The 20,388-nt window shown below is 59.2% G+C and carries 15 protein-coding genes and 1 pseudogene; 7 read left to right on the forward strand and 9 right to left on the reverse strand.

Going from position 1 to position 20,388, the window contains the following annotated elements; translation table 11 throughout:
• Positions 1-7 precede the first annotated feature (7 nt).
• Together ECTOBSL9_RS04690 and ECTOBSL9_RS04695 are read right to left on the reverse strand one after the other, a co-directional pair.
• Positions 8-4,153, reverse strand: a complete 4,146-nt coding sequence (locus ECTOBSL9_RS04690; protein ID WP_063464099.1) for a DUF1566 domain-containing protein — start codon at positions 4,151-4,153, stop codon at positions 8-10.
• A gap of 55 nt (positions 4,154-4,208) precedes the next feature.
• Complete coding sequence (locus ECTOBSL9_RS04695) at positions 4,209-4,766, reverse strand: hypothetical protein (RefSeq protein WP_082829740.1); 558 nt, start codon at positions 4,764-4,766, stop codon at positions 4,209-4,211.
• Positions 4,767-5,305: 539 nt separating this feature from the next.
• Between ECTOBSL9_RS04695 and ECTOBSL9_RS04700 the strand changes: the two genes are divergently transcribed.
• A complete protein-coding gene (locus tag ECTOBSL9_RS04700; protein WP_063464100.1) occupies positions 5,306-5,935 on the forward strand; it encodes a tyrosine-type recombinase/integrase in 630 nt (209 codons plus the stop codon).
• A 375-nt stretch (positions 5,936-6,310) separates the two neighbouring features.
• Here the strand turns inward: ECTOBSL9_RS04700 and ECTOBSL9_RS04705 are convergent, their stop codons facing one another.
• On the reverse strand, positions 6,311-6,583 hold the full coding sequence (locus tag ECTOBSL9_RS04705) for a hypothetical protein (protein WP_156500038.1): 273 nt from the start codon (positions 6,581-6,583) through the stop codon (positions 6,311-6,313).
• Between the two features lie 921 nt (positions 6,584-7,504).
• Between ECTOBSL9_RS04705 and ECTOBSL9_RS04710 the strand changes: the two genes are divergently transcribed.
• The 3 genes from ECTOBSL9_RS04710 (at position 7,505) to ECTOBSL9_RS04720 (ending at position 12,086) form a co-directional block, all read left to right on the forward strand.
• Positions 7,505-8,998: a SulP family inorganic anion transporter gene (locus ECTOBSL9_RS04710; protein WP_063464102.1), complete on the forward strand. Its 1,494-nt coding sequence runs from the start codon at positions 7,505-7,507 to the stop codon at positions 8,996-8,998.
• Between the two features lie 19 nt (positions 8,999-9,017).
• A complete protein-coding gene (locus ECTOBSL9_RS04715) occupies positions 9,018-9,869 on the forward strand; it encodes a universal stress protein (protein ID WP_063464103.1) in 852 nt (283 codons plus the stop codon).
• Positions 9,870-9,986: 117 nt separating this feature from the next.
• Positions 9,987-12,086 carry a 3'-5' exonuclease gene (locus ECTOBSL9_RS04720; RefSeq protein ID WP_063466007.1) on the forward strand — a complete coding sequence of 700 codons (2,100 nt, stop codon included), beginning with the start codon at positions 9,987-9,989 and terminating at the stop codon, positions 12,084-12,086.
• A 375-nt stretch (positions 12,087-12,461) separates the two neighbouring features.
• Here the strand turns inward: ECTOBSL9_RS04720 and ECTOBSL9_RS17400 are convergent.
• The 6 genes and pseudogenes from ECTOBSL9_RS17400 to ECTOBSL9_RS04745 form a co-directional block, all read right to left on the reverse strand.
• Positions 12,462-12,725 (reverse strand): annotated as a pseudogene (locus tag ECTOBSL9_RS17400) (VOC family protein); the annotation flags it as partial.
• A 108-nt stretch (positions 12,726-12,833) separates the two neighbouring features.
• A complete protein-coding gene (locus tag ECTOBSL9_RS04725) occupies positions 12,834-13,172 on the reverse strand; it encodes an addiction module antidote protein (RefSeq protein WP_063466008.1) in 339 nt (112 codons plus the stop codon).
• A gap of 4 nt (positions 13,173-13,176) precedes the next feature.
• Entirely contained in the window at positions 13,177-13,500 is a 324-nt protein-coding gene (locus ECTOBSL9_RS04730; protein WP_063464104.1) for a type II toxin-antitoxin system RelE/ParE family toxin, read from the reverse strand.
• Positions 13,501-13,875: 375 nt separating this feature from the next.
• Positions 13,876-14,883, reverse strand: a complete 1,008-nt coding sequence (locus ECTOBSL9_RS04735) for a FlgO family outer membrane protein (protein ID WP_168161531.1) — start codon at positions 14,881-14,883, stop codon at positions 13,876-13,878.
• Between the two features lie 67 nt (positions 14,884-14,950).
• Positions 14,951-15,940, reverse strand: a complete 990-nt coding sequence (locus ECTOBSL9_RS16870; RefSeq protein WP_156500039.1) for a hypothetical protein — start codon at positions 15,938-15,940, stop codon at positions 14,951-14,953.
• Positions 15,864-17,279, reverse strand: coding sequence for a hypothetical protein (locus tag ECTOBSL9_RS04745; protein ID WP_063464107.1), 1,416 nt, complete (start codon positions 17,277-17,279; stop codon positions 15,864-15,866). The genes ECTOBSL9_RS16870 and ECTOBSL9_RS04745 overlap by 77 nt, the downstream gene beginning before the upstream one ends.
• A 1,179-nt stretch (positions 17,280-18,458) precedes the next feature.
• Between ECTOBSL9_RS04745 and ECTOBSL9_RS04750 the strand changes: the two genes are divergently transcribed.
• The 3 genes from ECTOBSL9_RS04750 (at position 18,459) to ECTOBSL9_RS17405 (ending at position 20,112) form a co-directional block, all read left to right on the forward strand.
• Complete coding sequence (locus ECTOBSL9_RS04750; RefSeq protein ID WP_063464108.1) at positions 18,459-18,749, forward strand: type II toxin-antitoxin system ParD family antitoxin; 291 nt, start codon at positions 18,459-18,461, stop codon at positions 18,747-18,749.
• Positions 18,749-19,114 carry a type II toxin-antitoxin system RelE/ParE family toxin gene (locus ECTOBSL9_RS04755; protein WP_063464109.1) on the forward strand — a complete coding sequence of 122 codons (366 nt, stop codon included), beginning with the start codon at positions 18,749-18,751 and terminating at the stop codon, positions 19,112-19,114. Before ECTOBSL9_RS04750 ends, ECTOBSL9_RS04755 begins: the two co-directional genes overlap by 1 nt.
• Positions 19,115-19,911: 797 nt before the next feature.
• Positions 19,912-20,112, forward strand: coding sequence for a tyrosine-type recombinase/integrase (locus ECTOBSL9_RS17405; RefSeq protein WP_240481050.1), 201 nt, complete (start codon positions 19,912-19,914; stop codon positions 20,110-20,112).
• The last annotated feature ends 276 nt before the right edge of the window (positions 20,113-20,388 follow it).

Consider the following 20,388-nt stretch of genomic DNA (forward strand, 5'->3'; position numbering starts at 1 on the left):
GAAAAGCTCAATCCGCGCCACTTACTAACCGAGCCGGGCTGGGCCAGAGACTCGATTGTGTACGGGTATAGCCCCTGTCAAGAAGGATCTCCCTCACATCTTGGTTCACGGCCCATGCATCACCGGAACGACCAGCATACGGCGACGCCGACCAGAAACGCCTAGGAACGGTATTTGGGAAGAAGTTCGCATCTACGGGCAGATTATCGCCCCCATGATGGACGATCGAAAGAAGTTCGCCCAAGGTGGGCAGGCGCCAGTCAGTCGTGCCGCAAAGGCCCTGAACGTTGACGGCCTGCACGAAGCCGGTGGTGTCGCAGGCGCTGCCCTCACAACGGCCGCCATCCTGGGTGCCGGGATCGCCCATATTCGGTCCGGCGGGTTGATACCAAGTATAGGTGTTGTCGCGATCGCGCAGGCCGCCGTCGGTGGTCTTCACCTCCCAGATTAGCCCGGTGACATTGTCACGGGTGCAGGCCCACTCATTCGGGCCGCTGCCGAGCGTCGCCGAGGCTGGCAATTCGGCGCCGTCGTTCGCAATCTTGGTATAGTCGAAGCCCGCATCACCGGCGCCGACTTTCTCAAGCGTGCCCTCGCGGGCGGCGGCGTCACGGCCGAACTCGCCGTCCTGTCCAGGATAACCCGCCACCGGGCAGCCCAGGAAGTTGGCGCCGCCATCGGCGCACCAGTCGATGCCGGTGTCGTTGAGGGGGTGTGTACCGGGCAACCCTACCCCCGCTTCGGTCGGGGTGGCTGTGGCTTCATTCGAGTAGATCCGCCGGTCGCCAAATCGTCCCTCGAGCCGGAAAAAGTACTCTTGGGCATTCGCCAACCCGGAAACTAGATGCGGGGGCATGCCGATGTCACCCTCGACGTGCTCACCGCCCTCGGAGTAACAGTTGTCCAGGTGGCTCACAGACGTCTCGGACCGACACAAGTTGTACTCATCGGCGGGAAGTGCAGGCCAGTCCAGAGTGACGCTGTGATCACCAGGCGTAGCGTCCAGAGGGAGCGCATTGACCGCCGTGACTGAGAACTCCGCCGGTACCGTCTGCCACGCGCCTTCCCCGAACGCATAGCTTAGCGATGCGCCAAATGATCCTGGATCCGCGTACGAGCCCCAGACACGTATCCGCCCATCACCCTGGTCTCGGCATACTCCAGACGCGATACAGTCCTGAACCGAAACCCGGGAAAGGAGGGCACCGTTGCCCCAGTCGATCTCCACGTACGTATCCGAGAAATCCGTTTTGGGCGCAAACACGACCTCAAAACCACACAGACCATACTCGGTGCAGCTATCGGCATCCAGAGCCCTGATCTCAATTTCCAGGAAGATGTCAAATAATACTTCCTTGCGCTGGCCGGGGTCGGCGTTTACAAAAGTCAAGAACCAGCCATTCCAACTCTCATCGCCGTACATCTTCATGCCATCATTCGTCACGAAATCCGGCTTTGGGTCTTCACCCTCGCTGTTTCGTAATGACACAAATGCGGTAGTGCCTTCGTGGCCATCAGTTGCTTTCCTGACGCTGAGCGCTCTGCGCCCAAGGTCCCCGTGCTGATCTTCGAGACGCACTACAATAGAAGAAAGCGGCGCCAAATTCAGTGAATGCGTGACACCCGGCTCACTCGATACTGACTCCTCGCGCCCCCATGGTACAAGCCGCGGATAGATCTCACCATCAAACGTCCAATCGTCGAAATCGGACGGTTCGCTCCGATCCAGTAACCGTATGTCTTGCTTGATCTGGGTGGCGTAAGTGTAATGCTCCAGCGCGTTCGCCATCCTGTTGTCGGCACCGAACACGGATCCGAAACCACAGGAAAAGCTCGGATCGCTGATCGCATCAAGAAGACGACCCGCGCCGTCGTCTTTCGATGAGTGTCCTGTAAAGATTTCAGCGAGGAAGTTGCGCTCATCTGAGTTTGTGGCTGTAAAATCGCAGCCATATTCGTCATTGCCCCTCCGTTGCAGCAACTTAAAGAATGGACCGTGGTCGTACCCCCGGCTCACCACCATATTCTCCGGCACCGGCACACCGAACCCGAAGGCGTCTGCAGGCTGCGTGTTGGAAGCTAGCCCGCGATCCAAGATCCTTAGAATCCCGTAGCGAACATAGTAATTATGATGATCGTAAACTTCATCTTGAAACCAAACTGCTGTACCTTCATACAACCATTCTCGAACCTCATCGGAAACCACGGTGCTTCTCCAATCGAAGAGAGGATACAGCCTTTCTTCGACTCGGGTTTGGGCGTGATGAAAATACTCATGAACCAAAGCGGACTTCATTCTCTGTACGGAACTCTCGCGCGCACATGTGTTAAATGCATTGAGATGTAAAACCCGGTAATTATTAACGGGCTTCACTAGTGCCGTATACCTGCATGGATTTCTTAGCCGGCTTATATCTCTTATCTTAACTTCTATGTTGGCATCACGAGTAGAGATCAACGCGTCGGTCCATGCGTCGAACGGAAGTCCTAACGTGTTAAATTTGACCAAGGCGTCAGCAGCCCAACCCGCGACGTGATGGACACTAAAGTCAGGAGGCGGATTGGTCCAATTGTTTTCGGAAAAATCACGTATGCGGATCTTAGCCTTGCAATCGGTGAGTCCGTCCAGCGAACACGCACCAAGCTGGCGGGGGAATTCGACCGTACATAGCTGTAGGTCTATCCAACTCGAATCGCTTTCACACTCGATTGGGACGGTCTCTCTCCCTGCGACCGGAGTGGCCAGCCGATACCAAAATGCCCCAGAGGTGCTCTCGGCGGCGGCAGCAATCACTGCCGATATGCCTACCACCATTGGTTGTCCCGTGGCAGCAATCATTATCAGAGCCCGACCATCCTCGGTCACTCTGAGCCCATGCGTCACCGCTGTCCAGATCGGCCCTTGTGCAGCCGAAATACCAACCGGTCGTTCGTAGACGTAAAGCATGAGTTCTTCGGAATAGCGTCCAGCCGGCAGTTCGACGGGCGGAAGCAGGACTCCAATGTAATCCGTCCCAATGGAGACGGGATCGATCCGGAAGAATTCTGTCAGGAGAATGTCAGTTTCCGGCGAGAAGGAATCTGGGCTGGGCACGTCGGAGGGATTGATAAGCGTGATATCCGGAATCCCGTCCGTAACTGAGGTGACATAGTCCGAAGCCGTGAAGTCCTCCGGCAAGAAAACCTCCAACCCGTCAAGCGCCAGATCAGTATCCGTAACGGTGATCCGGATTCGCCCGTCGTCAAGGACCTCGGAAGTCGTTGCCACCACGGTGGGCTGCGCAACGCGGACGGAAAACACAACCAACGATGACGTCTCGCTATCTGCGGCCGATAATTGCACAGTGAAGGTCTGCCCCGCATGTTCATCCGTGGGCGTCCATCGGAGGTGTCCAGTACGCGCGTTCACGGTCATGCCCAGCGGCGATTCAACAAGCGAGAACTCAAGGAAACCATCCCCGGAATACCGCACCCCCGGACTGAGGTCCGCGGTTGAACCGGGTAGCAGCGCACCCTCAACGACTGGAGCTGAAAGCTGGATTGGGCGATCGTCCCGCGTGAATTCGGCGGTTACCGTGCAGGCCGTGGTAACCGGAGCCGTGGTGAAGAGTGTGGCGTCGAGTGTTCCGCCACACCCGTGGACGGTGTCGATCACGTAGCCGAGGTCCGGAGTCACGCTGAAAACTGCGATGTCACCTGGACTCAACTCGTGGCTGGACGGGCTGATCGCTCCCCCCTCGCCAGCGATGGCGCTGACTGAATAGATGCTTGGCTGGAAGGTGAACGACCACGTTAAGTCGTCCACGCCAAATCTGTGCCGGCGATCGTGCAGAATCTTAAAGGTGTCGCTGCTTGGGGCGCTGGTCCCAGTGGGGACATCGCCGAAACTGAGCGCGCCTTCCTGCACGGTCACACCCGGCGCTTCGACGCTGAGCGTGGCCGCGACATCCAGGGCATCAGCTCCGGTGTTGGTGACCTCGGCGCTGTAGGTGTACTCGAACTCGAAACGGCTGATGCGGTTAGAGGAGACGAGCTCGTAGTTCTCAATCGATAGCTCGGGCGTTGCTTGGGCAGGCACTGCAACCGTCACCAAGACGAGTGTCAGCACTGTTATCAGGGTATTCCATGCGGCGGACATGATAGAGTGCGGCATCGCCAAGGTCTCCCAGTTCCTAGTTGCAGTGTCGGAAGTACGATTCCTAATAGTGCTATCGAGGAACTAAGTCCCGCGGCCGTCTGCGACACATAGATGCCGCAAGCCCAGCGATGCCCCCAAGCATCAAAACCAGGCTACCGGTTGCAGGAACAGCTGTCGCCTCGGGTTGGGTGTCGCCGGTAAAAAGCACATCAAAAGTATCGGGATCGTAGATCTGATATGGTTGCGACCCGGGCGTACCACTACCCAACCAATAGAACTCGACCTTAAAACCAGAAACCGTCTCGCCCACCGCGATAGCGGCTTCGAAGGCGTCGTAGGCCGGATCGACACCGAGGCCACCCGCTAAGATGAACTCATCCCAATCCGATGCAAGCGGATCAGCCGTCACGATCAAAAGAGACCCTTCGTCGTACAGATCGGTATCGAAGAGGATCGTAAACCCCTCCAACGCCACCCCGGCGCCGAGCGAGCCGTCGTTGGTAACAGTGTATTCGTAGCGGAAATCATTACCACCAAGTGATTCGACCTTATACTGGATTGGGATCGCAAGTGCGGCCTGTGAGGCGAACACGAGAGCCAGCATTACGAAAGCGCGAGTCGCGAGCATCTTAAAATCCCCCGGTTAGAGCATAAATCGCACGATCGGCGCATCCCTTTGGTCTCTCTTATGTGCATGCTCTGCGATCGTCAAGGTCCCTTTATTTTACTTTCATCCTTGATGATGCAATCACCTTGCCATTTGACTTATTACGACAAAATTTCCCAAAAAACAGAAAGCTAATCATAAGGCTTACTGATCCATATATGGTAAATGTAAATAAATCTGACACTCCGATATCTCGGCTAAGCCTCATTTCAGCGACGTTGCATAATTTCGGGTTATAAAAATTCGCTTGCAACGATGGAGCACCACACCGTGGTTCGGCTGCACAGAAGGACATGCGAACGAGCGGATCATGTCTTCGGCCGGTAATCAGCTTGGTGCCACCCCGGCCCTACTGATGCGATATAGAGGTGTCGGGCGACAGCTTCACAGCGGACTGCAGCCTCTCGCCTCATGCTGCCGAGTGTCGGCTTTGGGTCGCACACCGCCATCCCTGTGGGCCCATGCTTGTGTTTCCTCCACCTCAAACGAGGAAACTGACCATGAACGATTCGGAAAAGACTGCCCCACACCACCCTGCCCCGTGGAACAAGGGCAAGCTCATTGGCCAGAAGCCGCCACTCAAACTCAGAGAGATCTGGGCCCTACGCACTCGACTGGAACTGGCGGGGAAAATCCGGGAACTCGCCCTGTTCAACCTGGCAATCGACAGCAAGCTCAGGGGCTGTGACCTGGTCCAGTTGCGGGTGAACGATGTGGCCCGTGGTGGGGAAATCCTGACCCGGGCCAGCGTGGTTCAGCAGAAGACCCATGAACCCGTCCGCTTCGAACTTACCGAGCCAACCCGAGCCGCAGTCGCGGCCTGGATCACCAAAGCCGGCCTGACGAGTGGCAGCTACCTCTTTCCAAGCCGGAGGCAGGACTCGCCCCATCTCTCAACACGACAATACGCGCGGATCGTCAAGGGATGGGTGGGACTGATCGGAGGCAATCCACAGGAGTACGGCACCCACTCACTTCGCCGCACCAAGGCCACGCTGATCTACCGGCGAACCAAGAACCTGCGGGCGGTGCAACTCCTGCTTGGTCATCGCAAGCTGGAAAGTACCGTCCGCTACCTCGGCATCGAGGTCGATGACGCCCTGGAGATGGCCGAACGCACCGAATGCTGATACGCCTGGGCCGGTCAGCGCTCCTCCCACCAGGGACGCTGACCGGCCCTGAGCTGCCGTCCGGTTCTCCGGGACCAAAGTCCGCACAACCCCAGGCTGCGGACACTCACCCCATATAGAGATGGCTGTGGTTTGGCACCGGTTGCGATAGGGCCTGGCGCGAGAGATTCTGCACTTTGGGATCCTTGCATCCCGCTGCAAACAATTCATCTACCAGCGGGGAAGTCCCGCCACCCGCATCGATGATGCCGGCGGCACGAGCCGCTATGATCATCGCCTGCGACAGTTCAAGGCTCCCATGCTCCCGGGTGGTGGCTCAGACTGCCGCCCTGTTGGGCAGCCGCGGTGGTGCCCCCCCGCCCCTGTGGGGACGGGTCAGGCTCCTTCATTATCGTAGTGCGTGGAACGTCCCACGTCATTGCGCAGTACCTGCAAGGTGTGAGGGATGGCCACCACATCGCCGGTGTCGGGGCGCCAGGTCTGGATCCAGACGCTCAAACGCCCCAGGCCCGCCAGCCACCAGGCCCAGGTGCGCGCCGCAGCCCAGGCCTCGGATGGGGCGTGTTGGCGGTAGCCTGCCACGGCCGCGTACAGTTCCGGGCCGATCTGGCGTTTCACGGCGAGAATGGAATGCAGGAACAGAAACACGTCAAGCCCGAAATGGGCATTGCGATGCCGCCGAGATGAGAACCACTCCAAGTCGATAAAGGTTGCTTGCGCGCCGTCCCAGCAGATGTCGCGTATCCCCGGGCGGCCATGACTGAAGCCAGCCCCGTGCAAAGTTGCCAACGCGACCCCGGCCGCCGCACAGGCCGCGACGCCTTGCTCGGACTGTGTGCGTAGCAGGCGTTTGATCGGCTTCCCGACATCGGGAGTGGCCAGGAACGTCTCTCCCTCAGCAACGATAGGCGCTACGGGCATCCGCGTAGAGGCCAAAAGATGCAGCCCGCGCCTCTCCCTTTCGAGGGCGCGCTTACTGTTGCCTTTTTGCAATCGCCAGCGCCAGTTCAGGCGTTCAGGCTGCTTGAGCCATAAGGCTTGCCCATCGGCATGCAGCCGTCGTACACGCTGCGGTGGTTCACTGAGGGCCTGTTGCAGGGCGTGCCGTAAGGCGGTAGGTAAGACCACGGCCTCGGCGGAAGATGGGCTCGAAATGGACATACGCACAAATGATCGGATGAGAATTTACCAAGCGAGTGTAGACAGAAAACAACCTTCCCGCCTCCTGGTCACTGTCAAAGAACACGGTGGCCAGGACCCACATCAGGCCGCATTTTAGCCGAGCGCAAGGCTTGACAGACTGGCCAAAACCCTGTTCGCAGTGTATTATTCACGTCCTTTCCGCATTGGCCTCTCCACGGCACCCCCAGAGGACTGCCGTTGGATCACTGGATTCCGGCCACACTCGGGCATCGCTTGGGGCCACCGCCCCCGCGCAGTAACGCCCTTACACGACCGCTTCAACCGCATGCTTCGCGGCTCCGATCATCGCAGACGGGGGCGCGTGACCTCATTTGGCAATAATCCGGGCCCAGCCGGCAACGCATTCGCACTCATAGGACATCATCCATGAACCTCACCCGCATCAAGAAGGAATGGTTTTCCAACATACGCGGGGACATGCTCGCTGGCCTGGTGGTTGCCCTGGCCTTGATCCCGGAAGCCATTGCCTTTTCCATCATCGCGGGGGTGGACCCCAAGGTGGGGCTGTATGCCTCGTTCTGCATCGCGGTAGTCATCGCCTTTACCGGCGGCCGGCCCGGCATGATCTCGGCGGCCACGGCAGCCATGGCCCTGCTCATGATCACGCTCGTCAAGGAACACGGGCTGGAATACCTGCTGGCGGCCACCATTCTGACCGGCGTGCTGCAGATCATCGCAGGCTATCTGCAGGTGGGGCGCTACATGCGCTTCATTTCCAACTCGGTCATGACCGGGTTCGTGAATGCCCTGGCCATATTGATCTTCCTGGCACAGCTGCCGGAGCTCACCGGCGTCACCTGGCATGTATACGCCATGACCGCCCTGGGCCTGGCCATCATCTATCTCTTCCCCTACCTGACCCGCTCCATCCCCTCGCCCCTGGTGACCATTGTCGTGCTCACCCTCTTGGCATGGCTGCTGAACCTGGACATCCGCACGGTCAGCGACATGGGCGAACTGCCCGACACCCTGCCCGTCTTCCTGTGGCCGGACATCCCGCTGAACCTGGAAACCCTGTGGATCATCCTGCCCTATGCCCTGGCATTGACCGTGGTGGGCCTGCTCGAGTCCATGATGACCCAGAACATCGTCGATGACCTCACCGACACCCGCACCGACAAGAACCGCGAGTGCAAGGGTCAGGGCATCTCCAATATCGTCGCCGGCAGCTTTGGTGGCATGGCAGGCTGCGCCATGATCGGGCAGTCGGTGATCAACATCAAATCCGGTGGCCGCGGGCGGTTATCCTCATTCATGGCCGGCATCTACCTGCTGGTCATGGTGGTATTCCTGACCCCGCTCCTGGGGGCCATCCCCATGGCGGCCCTGGTGGCGGTGATGATCATGGTGGCCATCGGTACCTTCAGCTGGAATTCCATCAAGAACATGAAGGACCACCCGCTGAGCACCAATATCGTCATGATCACCACCGTAGCGGTGACCGTGTTCACCCATAACCTGGCCCTCGGCGTGCTTTCGGGCGTGTTGCTGGCGGCCCTGTTCTTCGCCAACAAGGTCAGCCAGTTCATGTTCGTGGGTGCCGACACCGACACCCGTCCGGATGAACACACCCTGCACCGCACCTATCGCGTGTATGGGCAGGTCTTCTTCGCCTCCACGGAGAAGTTCATGCAAGCCTTTAATTTCCGGGAGGATCTGGATAAGGTGACGATCGATCTGTCCCGTGCACACTTTTGGGATATCAGTTCCGTCGCCGCGCTCGACCGCGTGGTCGTCAACTTCCGACGTGAAGGTGCCGAGGTGGAAATCATCGGCATGAACGAGGCCACCGCCACCATCGTCGACCGTCACGCCGTACACGACAAGCCCGATGCCGCTGACCGGCTCATGGGCCACTAACCTGCTGGAGGATGCCCCTATGAACAAGGTCATTGCCTGTATTGATGGCTCGCGCTCGTCGTTATCCGTGTGTGATTACGCCGCCTGGGCCAGCCGGCGCATGGACTCGCCACTCACCCTGCTGCATGTGATCCATAATCCCCATGCCGAATCCCAGCGGGATCTGAGCGGCAACCTCAGCCTGGGGGGCCGCGAAGCCCTGCTGGAGCAGATGGTGGAAGCCGAGGAGCAGCGCGGCAAACTGTTGCGGGAACAGGGGCGCGCCATCCTGGCCGATGCCCTGGATCGGGTGCGGGCCAACGGCGTCGCCGAGCCCGGCAGCCTGCTGCGCAATGATGGCGTCACTGCGGCCCTGGACGATATCCAGGAGGAGGCCCGTCTGGTGGTGGTGGGCAAGCAGGGCAAGGATGGCGACATGCTCAAGCAGCATGTGGGGAGCCACCTGGAGAGCATCATCCGCACCCTGAAGCGCGGCGTGCTGGTAGCCCCCCTGGAATACCGGGAGCCGGAGCGTTTCCTGATCGCCTACGATGGCAGCGCCACGGCGCATACCGTGGTGGAAAAGGTCTCGGAGAGCCCACTGCTCAAGGGGCTGGAGGCCCATGTTCTGATGGTGGGCGAGGACAATCAGGAAAACCGCTCACGCCTGGACAATGCCCGCGGCACGCTGGCCCAGAAAGGCTTCGATGTGCGCTCGGAGATCCGCAGCGGCGAGGTGGCGGAAGCCGTCTGCGCCTACCGCCAGGAACACGACATCCACCTGCTGGCCATGGGCGCCTACGGCCACTCCCGGCTGCGGCGCTGGTTTGTGGGCAGCACCACCACCAACATGATCATGCGGTCGCCGATTCCGCTGATTATCCTGCGGTAGCGGTTTTGCCCCCCCCTCCCCGATCGGGACGGGGGGCAACTGAGCACTTCGTGCAGGTAGATATTCGAATCATGCCGAATGTTCACCCGCATGGCATCCGAGGGTATTCTTCGCGCCATGAATAGCACTGACCCTACCCAAGACCCGCAACGCGCCCGGGAAGAAGAACACCTCCGCCACGTGCAGACACGCCTCGAGCAGACCCTGAAGGGGCTGGACGGGCGCCTACAGCATTACCGCGATGACATCCAGGAACAGAAGACCTATGCCTGGGAGGCGCGATCGGAGATGGATCACGTAGAGAAGATCGCCGCCCGGGAGTCCATTCAGCAGGCGGTGATGACCGGTGAGGCGGTGCTGGATCAGAAAAGGCGCCTCACCCGGCTACTGGACACCCCCTATTTCGGGCGCTTCGATTTCCGGCCCGACGCCAGGCCCACAGCGGATGCCATTTACATCGGCCTGCACCATTTTTTCGATGAGGCCGACAATCACACCCTGATCCACGACTGGCGCGCCCCCATCGCCACATTGTTCTACGACTACGAGACCGGCCCGGCCCACTACACCTCCCCAAAGGGCGAGGTGGCGGGTGAAATCCAGCGTAAACGCCAGTTCCGCATCCGCCAGGGGCGCCTGGAGATGATGCTCGACACCACCCTGAACGTGGTGGACGACGTACTGCAGGACGCTCTGAGCCGCAGCTCGGATGAGCACATGCGCAATATCGTTGCCACCATCCAGCGCGACCAGAATGCCATCATCCGGGATGAACACACCCAGACCCTGATCATTCAAGGGGTGGCCGGATCAGGCAAGACCTCCATCGCCCTGCACCGAATCGCCTTCCTGCTCTATCGGTTCAAGGAGACCCTCACCTCCGAGGACATCCTGATCATTTCTCCAAACCAGGTATTCGCCGACTACATTGCCAACGTGCTGCCCGAGCTGGGTGAGGAATCCATCCAGCAGATCAGCATGGACACCCTGGCCGACAAGCTCCTGGAATCCCGGTACCGTTTCCAGACCTTTTACGAGCAGGCCTGCGCCCTAGTGGAAAAGGAAGACCCGGCCCATCGCGCCCGTGTGGAATACAAGGCCTCGGCCGACTTTTTAAAACGGCTGGATGATTACGCCGCCCACATGGAGACGAATCGCTTTGACAGTTCCGACCTGTGGATTGCCCGGCGACTGGTGCCAGGCTGGCTGCTGGAAGAGATCCATCAGCGCCACCGACGGCAGGCACCTGCGGAGCGCATCCGCCTGATGGCCCGGGAGGTGGAACAGAAGGTCGCCTTCCAGTATCACTACGACCTGCTACCCGAGGAGCGCAAGGCGCTGCAGGTGGCCCTCAAGGAGCGCATGAACGAGTCCAGCCTGCGGGAGACCTACAAGGGTTTCTTTACCTGGATGGGTCAGCCGGAACTCTTCAAACCAACGGGCGGCAAGCTGGAATACGCAGATGTTTTTCCGCTGATCTACCTGAAGCGGCGCCTGGAGGGACTCAAGGCCCCCTACCCCCACATCAAGCATCTGGTCATCGATGAGATGCAGGACTACACCCCGGTGCAGTACGCCGTACTGGCGCGGCTATTCCAGTGCAACAAGACCATCCTCGGGGATGCCCATCAGGCCATCAGCCCCTATGGGGCCTCCGGCGCCGGACAGATCCGGGATGTCTTGATGAAGGCGCTCTGCGTCACGCTGAACAAGAGCTACCGCTCCACCCTGGAAATCACCCGGTTTGCCCAGGGTATCTGCCATAACCCGGATCTGGAACCGGTCGCTCGCCACGGTGAAGCACCGCAAATCCTGGCCTGCAGGAACCGGCGCGAAGAGATGGATCGAATCAAGGCCCTGATCGAGGCATTCCAGGGCTCGGAAGACCACAACCTATGCATCATCTACAAGACCCGTCGCCAGGCGAAACGAGGCCATGAAGCCCTGCAAAAGGCCGGGTACCACACCCACCTCATCGACGAGAATACGGCATCACTGAGCCGTGGGGTGATGATCTGTACCGCCCACCTGGCCAAGGGCCTGGAGTTTGACCGGGTCATCGTGCCCGAGGCCGATGACAAGACCTACCGAAGTGACCTGGACCGCAACCTGCTCTACGTGGCCTGCACCCGCGCCATGCACCGACTGACGCTCACCCATACGGGGAACCCGTCCCCGTTCTGCCAGGTGCCCGACCAGCACGACAGCCGTAACTGAATAAGCTGTAGTGTATGTGATTGATATGAAAGCAATCACAGGGTGAGACGCGCTCGATTCAGGTCCGATACCGGACACCCTTCCATCCCAACTGATTGCCCGCTCAGGATCGGCAAGAGCCCCCAACGGCCAAGAAAGCAAGTGACAGGATATTTCCTCATCGTTGGCACCTGCCGCCGGGCCCTCAGCCGTGTGCGCCCCGAGGGCCGGCGGCAGGACTGGGTTGTTCATCCTCATCTTTCGGGCCAACCCAGAAGAGCGGGTTGTGCGCGACCTCCCATAAATGGCCGTCTGGATCCGCGAAGTAGCCGGAGTACCCCCCCAGAACACTTTTTGCGCAGCTTTCACCAGTTGAGCGCCTGCCAAGACCGCCTGTTCCAGAAGCTCGTCAACTGCCGCTTCGGAATCGACGTTGTGCGCAATTGTGAAGCCGGAAAAGCCGGTGCCGTCGGCAGGCACCCCTACGTCTTCGGCCAGGGACTCGCGGCCGTAGAGTCCCAACCAGGTACCATGGAGCGTGAAGAACGCCACCTCGGGCGGCGAATCCATCCTCGGCAGACCAAGACCCCGCTCGTAGAAGCGAGTCGACTCCTCCAGATCCCGGACGCCCAGGGTGATCATGCTGATCCGTGGCTTCATGCAGAACCTCCTTCCTCGCAGCAATTGCGCTGACGAGATGCTGGAATAACGATGATAGGCAGATTCTGTATTTCCATCCGAGCCCCGGCACGACCGGGGCTTTGCGCATTAGAGTGGCCGCGACTGCACCGAGACGCCGGGTTCCCGGTTCTCGTTCGCACTTTGGGCGTGCAGCCGAAGCCCGAGGGCGCGCACAACCTTTATGATCGTGTTGAACTCAGGGTTTCCCTCGCTGGACAGCGCCTTGTACAGTCCCTCGCGAGCCATGCCGGTGTCCCGGGCTAGTTGGGTCATACCGCGGGCTCGGGCAATGTCTCCGAGCGCGGCCCGGATCAGGCTTCCGTCCCCGGGATCTTCAGCGAAGCAGGCGTCGAGGTAGAGGGCCATGTCCTCGTCAGTGTGGAGGTGGTCCACTGCGTCCCAGCGCTTCAGCGTCACGTCGGTCATGTCGTCAGTCTCCAATCTGCCGGGCCAGCGTCGTGGCCGCGCGTATATCCCGTTGCTGGGAGTCCTTGTCGCCACCAGCCAACAGGATCACGATCTCGATGCCCCGCCGGGTAAAGTAAATCCGGTATCCGGGGCCGCAGTCGATCCGCATCTCCTGCACGCCCTTGCCAACCGCCTTCGCGTCGCCCATGTGCCCCATCTCCAGGCGCCGCAATCGGGCTGCAATCCGGGCCTTGCCTTGCCGATCCCGCAGTGACTCGAACCACGCATCGAACGTACTGGTTGTCTGGATCGTGACCGTTCGACCATATTGTGAACCATAGTTCACTCCTGGTCACGCACTGGCGCGTCGTGGTGCAAACATCTCCTTACCGGGGTAGAACCATCCAGAAACTCGGAATCAATTTAGAAGGAGACCCAGCTCAACGAAAGCGTTGGCCTACCTGACCCCAACACCAAAGGGCGGGTGACGACCGTCCGCTTGAGGCAGGGCTGGAGACACTCATCAATTGAGACCGACTGACCGCTCCGGGTCGGCAAGAGACAACCATTGCTGGGGGTGCTCGGCCTTGAGCGGGCAGTCAACATCAACCGACCAGCGGCTGCAGTTGGACTTGAAGCTGGCAGATGGATAGCAGGGATTGCGAGGGCACATTCAGCAACGGCGCCCCCCCGGATGTTAATCCTTTCCTAGATGCCGAAATCAGTCGTACTTCCCTAGATAAAGAGAGCACTCCTCTCCTGTCTCGTCCTGAACGAATCCCCCGTAAAGCACACCCTTTGAGATCAACTGCAGCGGAATGCCGCGCTGGCCAACATTCAGAATGAAGCTGTTTCCGATACTTCCTGCCGACATATCGTAAGAGAGAGTGGTGATCACTTCCGCGTGCCGACTGCTACTTGTCCTGGGATGATGAAAGTACCATGCTTCTGCGCCGATCCGCGATGGATTGCTAAGCCTTACCGCGCGATCCCATGTTCCTTTCTCACAATTAAGCTGCCCTGACCAGCTACCCGCAAGTGAGGCTATTTCAAAGTCTTCGTCGATGTCAGGAAGCGAGATCTCGAAACTCGGTGCGGGACGACCTTGTGCCTTCGCCTGTACTCTGGAATTCCCTCGCCCTCCCGAGGGCCTCATCGTGCAGCCGCTGGCGGCGGGCTGTTCCATGAGTTGCTCGAATGTTGAGGTGCGTGGAATGTTGACGGCTGCAGCGGAATAGACCTGCGCTGTCTCGGTGTCGATCAGCCGCGCGTTAACGCGCAGATCGTCCCCTATAGTGCTCAGCGTTCCAACAAGCAGCGTGTCAACGCCGTGCACACGTCCGAGTTCTTGGGTAGTGTTGACGTCCACGGCCCCGGAGAGAGAAAGTTCGAGCTCGGAAAAGATCCGGTCAAGTTGCGAACGTTCGATAATTGAGAGCTGGTTGTCAGGCATGCTGAAAAAGCTCAAGACAAGCTCATCGACCAGGAAATTGCTCAGCTCACTGCAGGTATCGTCCACATGGGGGAAAGACGCTATAGCGATGGTTGTCCGGTCTGCCGCAACCGAGCGGGCGACGATTTGAGCCGCAAGCTGGTCGATACCATCAGCTACGCCGGACGAGACTTGGATGGGAGTGACCAGCCCTACGGAAAGCGCGACGCTAGCTAGTAGCTTTATTGACGGTAAACGGTAGCAGGGTCCAACATTCGTGTCCGGGTCATCTTTCATGCTTTGCTCCGTAGCATAACGTGTGTCTCGTGCCATTTCCTGATAGGCTGTTTTTCTCACGGGCTCTTCATCGCCGTGCATAGTCGAGTGCCCCAGCGTCAAGTTGATCAATGAGCAGCGTGCTTGCCAAAGTAGCGCCCTCGACCAGCAGTTCAGCAATGGCGTTATCGGGTGAAACATCGAGTGCAACACGTCGCCGCCGTTCAATGGTTTCAGAAATCGTTCGGCGGTCGACAAAGCGCACTGCACTCAGCGTGGTTGTCACGCTAACCAACTGGAAACGCAACGCCCCTTCGTCGATCATCTCCGGGTCTCGAAACCTGCCCAAGATCGCAGCCTTCTCGGAATGGTCGACGTTGCGCACCTCCACAGCGTGGTCTAGTTCGATGCGAAGATCGTGATAGGTGTCAACAGGTGCCTCGCGAACTACGGCGAGGGAGTCGCTTGCCTCGAACATTTGGGCAAGACGTGCACGGATAACGCCCGAGAGATCAGCCGGAATGCCAACGGGTTCGCCAATCGCGACCACGAGTGCCTGCGGTTCTTGCATCGATGGGCAGACCTTGACGTGAAGATGGACGACAATGGTGGTGCCCTCCATGCCGTCCAAAGTACGATCTTCCTCGTCGATGACCTGCCAGCCCAGCACACGCCCCCCGCTGCGTATGACTAGATGATCGCGCGTCTCGCGATCGAGGCTGGTCAAAGAGCTGGTTGTCGCAGTTTGTGCACTGCGGGCGATCTCTGCCCCAGCGGCTCGTTGCAGTGCATCGACGACTCCGTTTCTTATGGCTGCCTGACGCGCTGCTTCACGCCCAGACGAATCGGAAAAGTCGGACTCACTCGAGAGCTCCACAACCTCGGGGGCGTCACACGCGATGGCCGGCAAGGATACCAGCGTCGCACCGATGGCTAGAAAACTTGCCGCCAGACCTGATGCCCAAATGCGGCGGGCCCATAATTGAACGCAAGTCGGACCCTTAAAACGCACTCGGATCCACCGCTGGGCTCTCGAACATCCTTCCCTTTGCGTCTTGATCATTTTCTTCAGGACCATTCTGCCCCGCCTCGCTGCCCCTGGATCTTGCCGCATCCACCGCATCACCCATGCGCTCCCCCATTGCCTGGCTGGACGGTGACCATGACACTGCAACAATCGCCACGTCTTGTCCTGTCTCGGGATGCTCAACCACGTCCCGCCAGAAGGGCTGAGCACCCGTGATCGACACGCGCCCGCTTGCAGCTCTGATTGTCTGGACCTGCTCAGTCTCGATCTCTACCCCACGCTGGACCAAATCAGCGTAAACCTGTGTGAGCTGTGTAGAGGCCACCTCGCTTTCCAGTGTCACGTTCTCACCGACAAATGAGGCGATCTGCCCCAGTGCGAGATCTTGCGCGGTAGAGAGCGCGGCGCGGCGAGCCATGTCACGCTCCGTGGGGTTGACCCGTGCCGGCTCGGCCTGTGCGAACGAAACGATTGCGCGATCCCCGTTTTCATCTATAAAAACCCGCGTACCCATGGCGGCCACGGCTTCGCCAACCGTCGCGGGCCTCATTTCTTGAAGACTCGTGCGCGCGGCATCAACCGGCAAGGAGGTTCTCCCTTCGCCGATCGCAGATGCGAGGGCGGACAGCCGCGGGCTCCAAACCAGCCCTACGAGAACTTCGTGGTTCGAGCCGTCTGAGCTCGGCCCCTCAATAACGCGGAACGTTGTCGCACCCGCAATGACACGTGATGCGATCCGGTAAGTCTCCTGCTCAAAGAGGTCTTCCAAGGCCACCTGCCGCTGTGGCATAGGCGTTCCTTCATACCGTTGCGCATCGTAATCTGGATCAAGCTCGCGCAGGGCTGTGTCCAGCATGGTTTCGGTCAAATCTGCGGCCTTGTCCAGAATACGGGCCGTTTGTTCGACCTCCTCAACCCTTTGAATATGACCCTGACCGAAACTGGCGTTCGATACGAAGCGTGCATTCCCTGTCTGCTGTATCGTTTGACCCATTGCCGCGACCAGGTCGGCCTTAGCGCGTGCAAAGGCGATATCGTGCGCTATACGCCGGGATTCTATCCAGCCAGGTGCTCCTTTCTCCATCGCAACGTTCGCAAAACCGGAGGCGATAAACACGTCGCGTGGATTCTTACCCTCTACAAGACCCGCCTCGGCGAGCACCGCGCGCCATCGCTGCTCAACCTCCGAACCGTATTCCCCATCGAGCGGCTGAAGGGCACGCTGTTCCACCTCATCCAATAAAGTTTGACCATCGGAAATTTCGCTCTCATCCGTGAGATCAAATGCCTCTTGCGCGACCACTACCCCCGATTGACCACCGACCGCAAAAATTATTGCCCCTGCTAAAGTCAGGTATGCAACCTTCGGTTTCATCAAATTACCAGTCATTCGTTCACCTCCTGCGGTGTGTTAGAACGCCTGCGGGTTAGGTCCATGCATCGTCGCGCAGGGTACGGGGCAGATAAAACCGTATGGACGCTGTCTATTCAAGAGGCCGATGAATGGGATTCAGCGCCCAATCATCCACCGATACCCAGAAACCCTTGCCCATCTCAAGCCCCGCAATCTAAGGATAAGCTCTCCTCGAGGCTGATGCCTCTCAGACCATTTAGGCTGAGTCAATCCCAATACCAATTCATTTTTGTCGGTCGCCAAAATGGTTAGGGACCATTGGTCATAAAGCTAGAATTGAGGAGTATTGTGAGAACGCCTTAACCGATACATCCTTCCCGAACAGAACCGTTGTTGGTAACAGTGTTGTCGTAAAGATAGTCCTCACCACCCAGCAATGTGATTTTGCAGTTGACCTAGTACGCATATGCAATCTGTGCCGTGAATACAAGAGCTAGTGTTCTGGGAAAACAGATGAGATTACTGTCAGTTGCCTCCGTGAAAGCAGAAATCCAGCTATCGGAGCGTGCCTCTACCTTCGGGTCTGTGCACGATCTGCGCTCGAGAAACATAATCTTCAAGCACCACGGTGTGAAGATAGGGGGCAATTTATATGCCGTTTGGTACATTGCGAAACATTTTTTTAAAAAAAACAGTGCACTATCAACTCAGCCTTGATAGCCAGACCTTGTCTTTGTAAAGAAACCTGACACTTCAGAACACTCGGCAAGTGGCCGCCACAGCGGTTCCGCGTCAATTCTTGTTATATTGATCATGTTGAACCTGAGAGGACCTCATTGTCGCTCGGATCCATAGAAAGGTCTTTTGCAGGAGCGATTTGGTCGGTGGTCGACACGCCTAGATCTCAAAGTCGAGGAGATGTCCCGCACGTCCGCTTTACCGTCGATTGCAGCCCGCCATCCGTTCGTGCTGACTTGCTGCTTCGGGTCGTGGACAGCCACCGACTGCGGAGGAGACGGACCTCGCCCCTTGCGGAGATTGTTCCTCAAGGGGCACTTGGGACTCTGGAGGTCAAATACCGCTGCAAGCTCTCTCGAGATCGGTCTGGACGCGCGCGGTCGGGCGTGTGAGCGAGTCCGGGCTGAGCGCGTTCATTGGCATAATATGCCAATACTGCTATGCTCAGGATGGTTCCATCATGGGAGTCAATCCGCCATGCCGACCCGCAATGTGGTGCTGAGCGACCATCAGCAAGAGCTTGTCGAAACCCTGGTGCAATCCGGGCGGTACCAGAACGCCAGTGAGGTGCTGCGCGACGGGCTGCGCATGATCGAGCAGCGCGAACGGCTCGAAGCGGCCAAGCTGCAGGCACTGCAGCAAGCGGCCGAGAAGGGCTGGGCCGATATCACCGCTGGGCGCTATGTCGATATCGTCGAGGACGATCTCGAGGATTTCATGAGCCAACTGGGGCAGCAGGCCGCCAACCGGGTTAAGTTGGCAGGTTGATGGCGCGCTATCGACTCTCCACCGCCGCGCAGGCGGATCTCATCGACATCCTCGCCTGGACACAAAGTCAGTTCGGAGAGGCGGCCCGCAAACGCTACGAAACGCTGCTGGTCACCGCGCTGCGTGACATCTCCAGCCAGCCTGCTCGGGCCGGCAGCGTCGAACGACCGGAGCTTGGCGACGGCGTACGATCCTGGCACCTGCATTTGAGCCGGGAGCGCGCCCGAACGGAATCCGGCGCTGTGCGCCGTCCAAGACATTTTTTGATTTACCGGGTGGAGCACGATCAAGTTGTCGTCGGACGGGTTCTGCACGACGCCATGGAACTCGCGCGACACTTGGATGCCGAGGCACTCTGGGAATAAGAGCCGGTGGAGGTATGGTCTGAGGAGGCATAACGGCGCCTGCCCGGCCGCAAGCCGAGCGAGGTCTCGCGCATGTCTACATTGCAATGACTACTTAGCCAGCCCTCCACCGGCACGCACAGCTCGAGGGCCTCGCGGGCGGGTCCGCCCCTGCTGAAAGTAGAGGCCGGCGAAATTGATGCGGGCGATGATCCGCACTGCGAAACCGCAGGCCGGGCAGGTGTCGATGTCGATACCGAACCCCCGCCAGTGGCAGGTTTACGTCCGGCTACAGCCGCTCATCCTGTGCCGTTGACTGCCCGCTCTGGGTCGCACACCGCCATCCCTGTGGGCCCATGCTTGTGTTTCCTCCACCTCAAACGAGGAAACGACCATGAACGATTCGGAAAAGACTGCCCCACACCACCCTGCCCCGTGGAACAAGGGCAAGCTCATTGGCCAGAAGCCGCCACTCAAACTCAGAGAGATCTGGGCCCTACGCACTCGACTGGAACTGGCGGGGAAAATCCGGGAACTCGCCCTGTTCAACCTGGCAATCGACAGCAAGCTCAGGGGCTGTGACCTGGTCCAGTTGCGGGTGAACGATGTGGCCCGTGGTGGGGAAATCCTGACCCGGGCCAGCGTGGTTCAGCAGAAGACCCATGAACCCGTCCGCTTCGAACTTACCGAGCCAACCCGAGCCGCAGTCGCGGCCTGGATCACCAAAGCCGGCCTGACGAGTGGCAGCTACCTCTTTCCAAGCCGGAGGCTCGCCCCATCTCTCAACACGACAGTACGCGCGCATCGTCAAGGGATGGGTGGGACTGATCGGAGGCAATCCACAGGAGTACGGCACCCACTCACTTCGCCGCACCAAGGCCACGCTGATCTACCGGCGAACCAAGAACCTGCGGGCGGTGCAACTCCTGCTTGGTCATCGCAAGCTGGAAAGTACCGTCCGCTACCTCGGCATCGAGGTCGATGACGCCCTGGAGATGGCCGAACGCACCGAGTGCTGATATGCCTGGGCCGGTCAGCGCTCCTCCCACCAGGGACGCTGACCGGCCCAAACCGGGCATTCGGCCTGCACTGACCAGCGGCCGCAAGCCCGCTCGAACCAGAAAGGTTACTCGCACCTTTTGGACTCAACTCTGGACGGCCTCTTAACCTCTACTAGAACGGGTGGGAGGCCTCGAATAGGGGCTAACGTGCGTTCCCCGCCTCCTGGTTTGGCCCCTCTACCTTGTGATGGCCAGCGACTCCCCAATGTACTGCCGGGTGCTTCACAGCGCCTT

Source organism: Ectothiorhodospira sp. BSL-9, from assembly GCF_001632845.1.
In the GTDB taxonomy this organism is placed as follows: domain Bacteria; phylum Pseudomonadota; class Gammaproteobacteria; order Ectothiorhodospirales; family Ectothiorhodospiraceae; genus Ectothiorhodospira.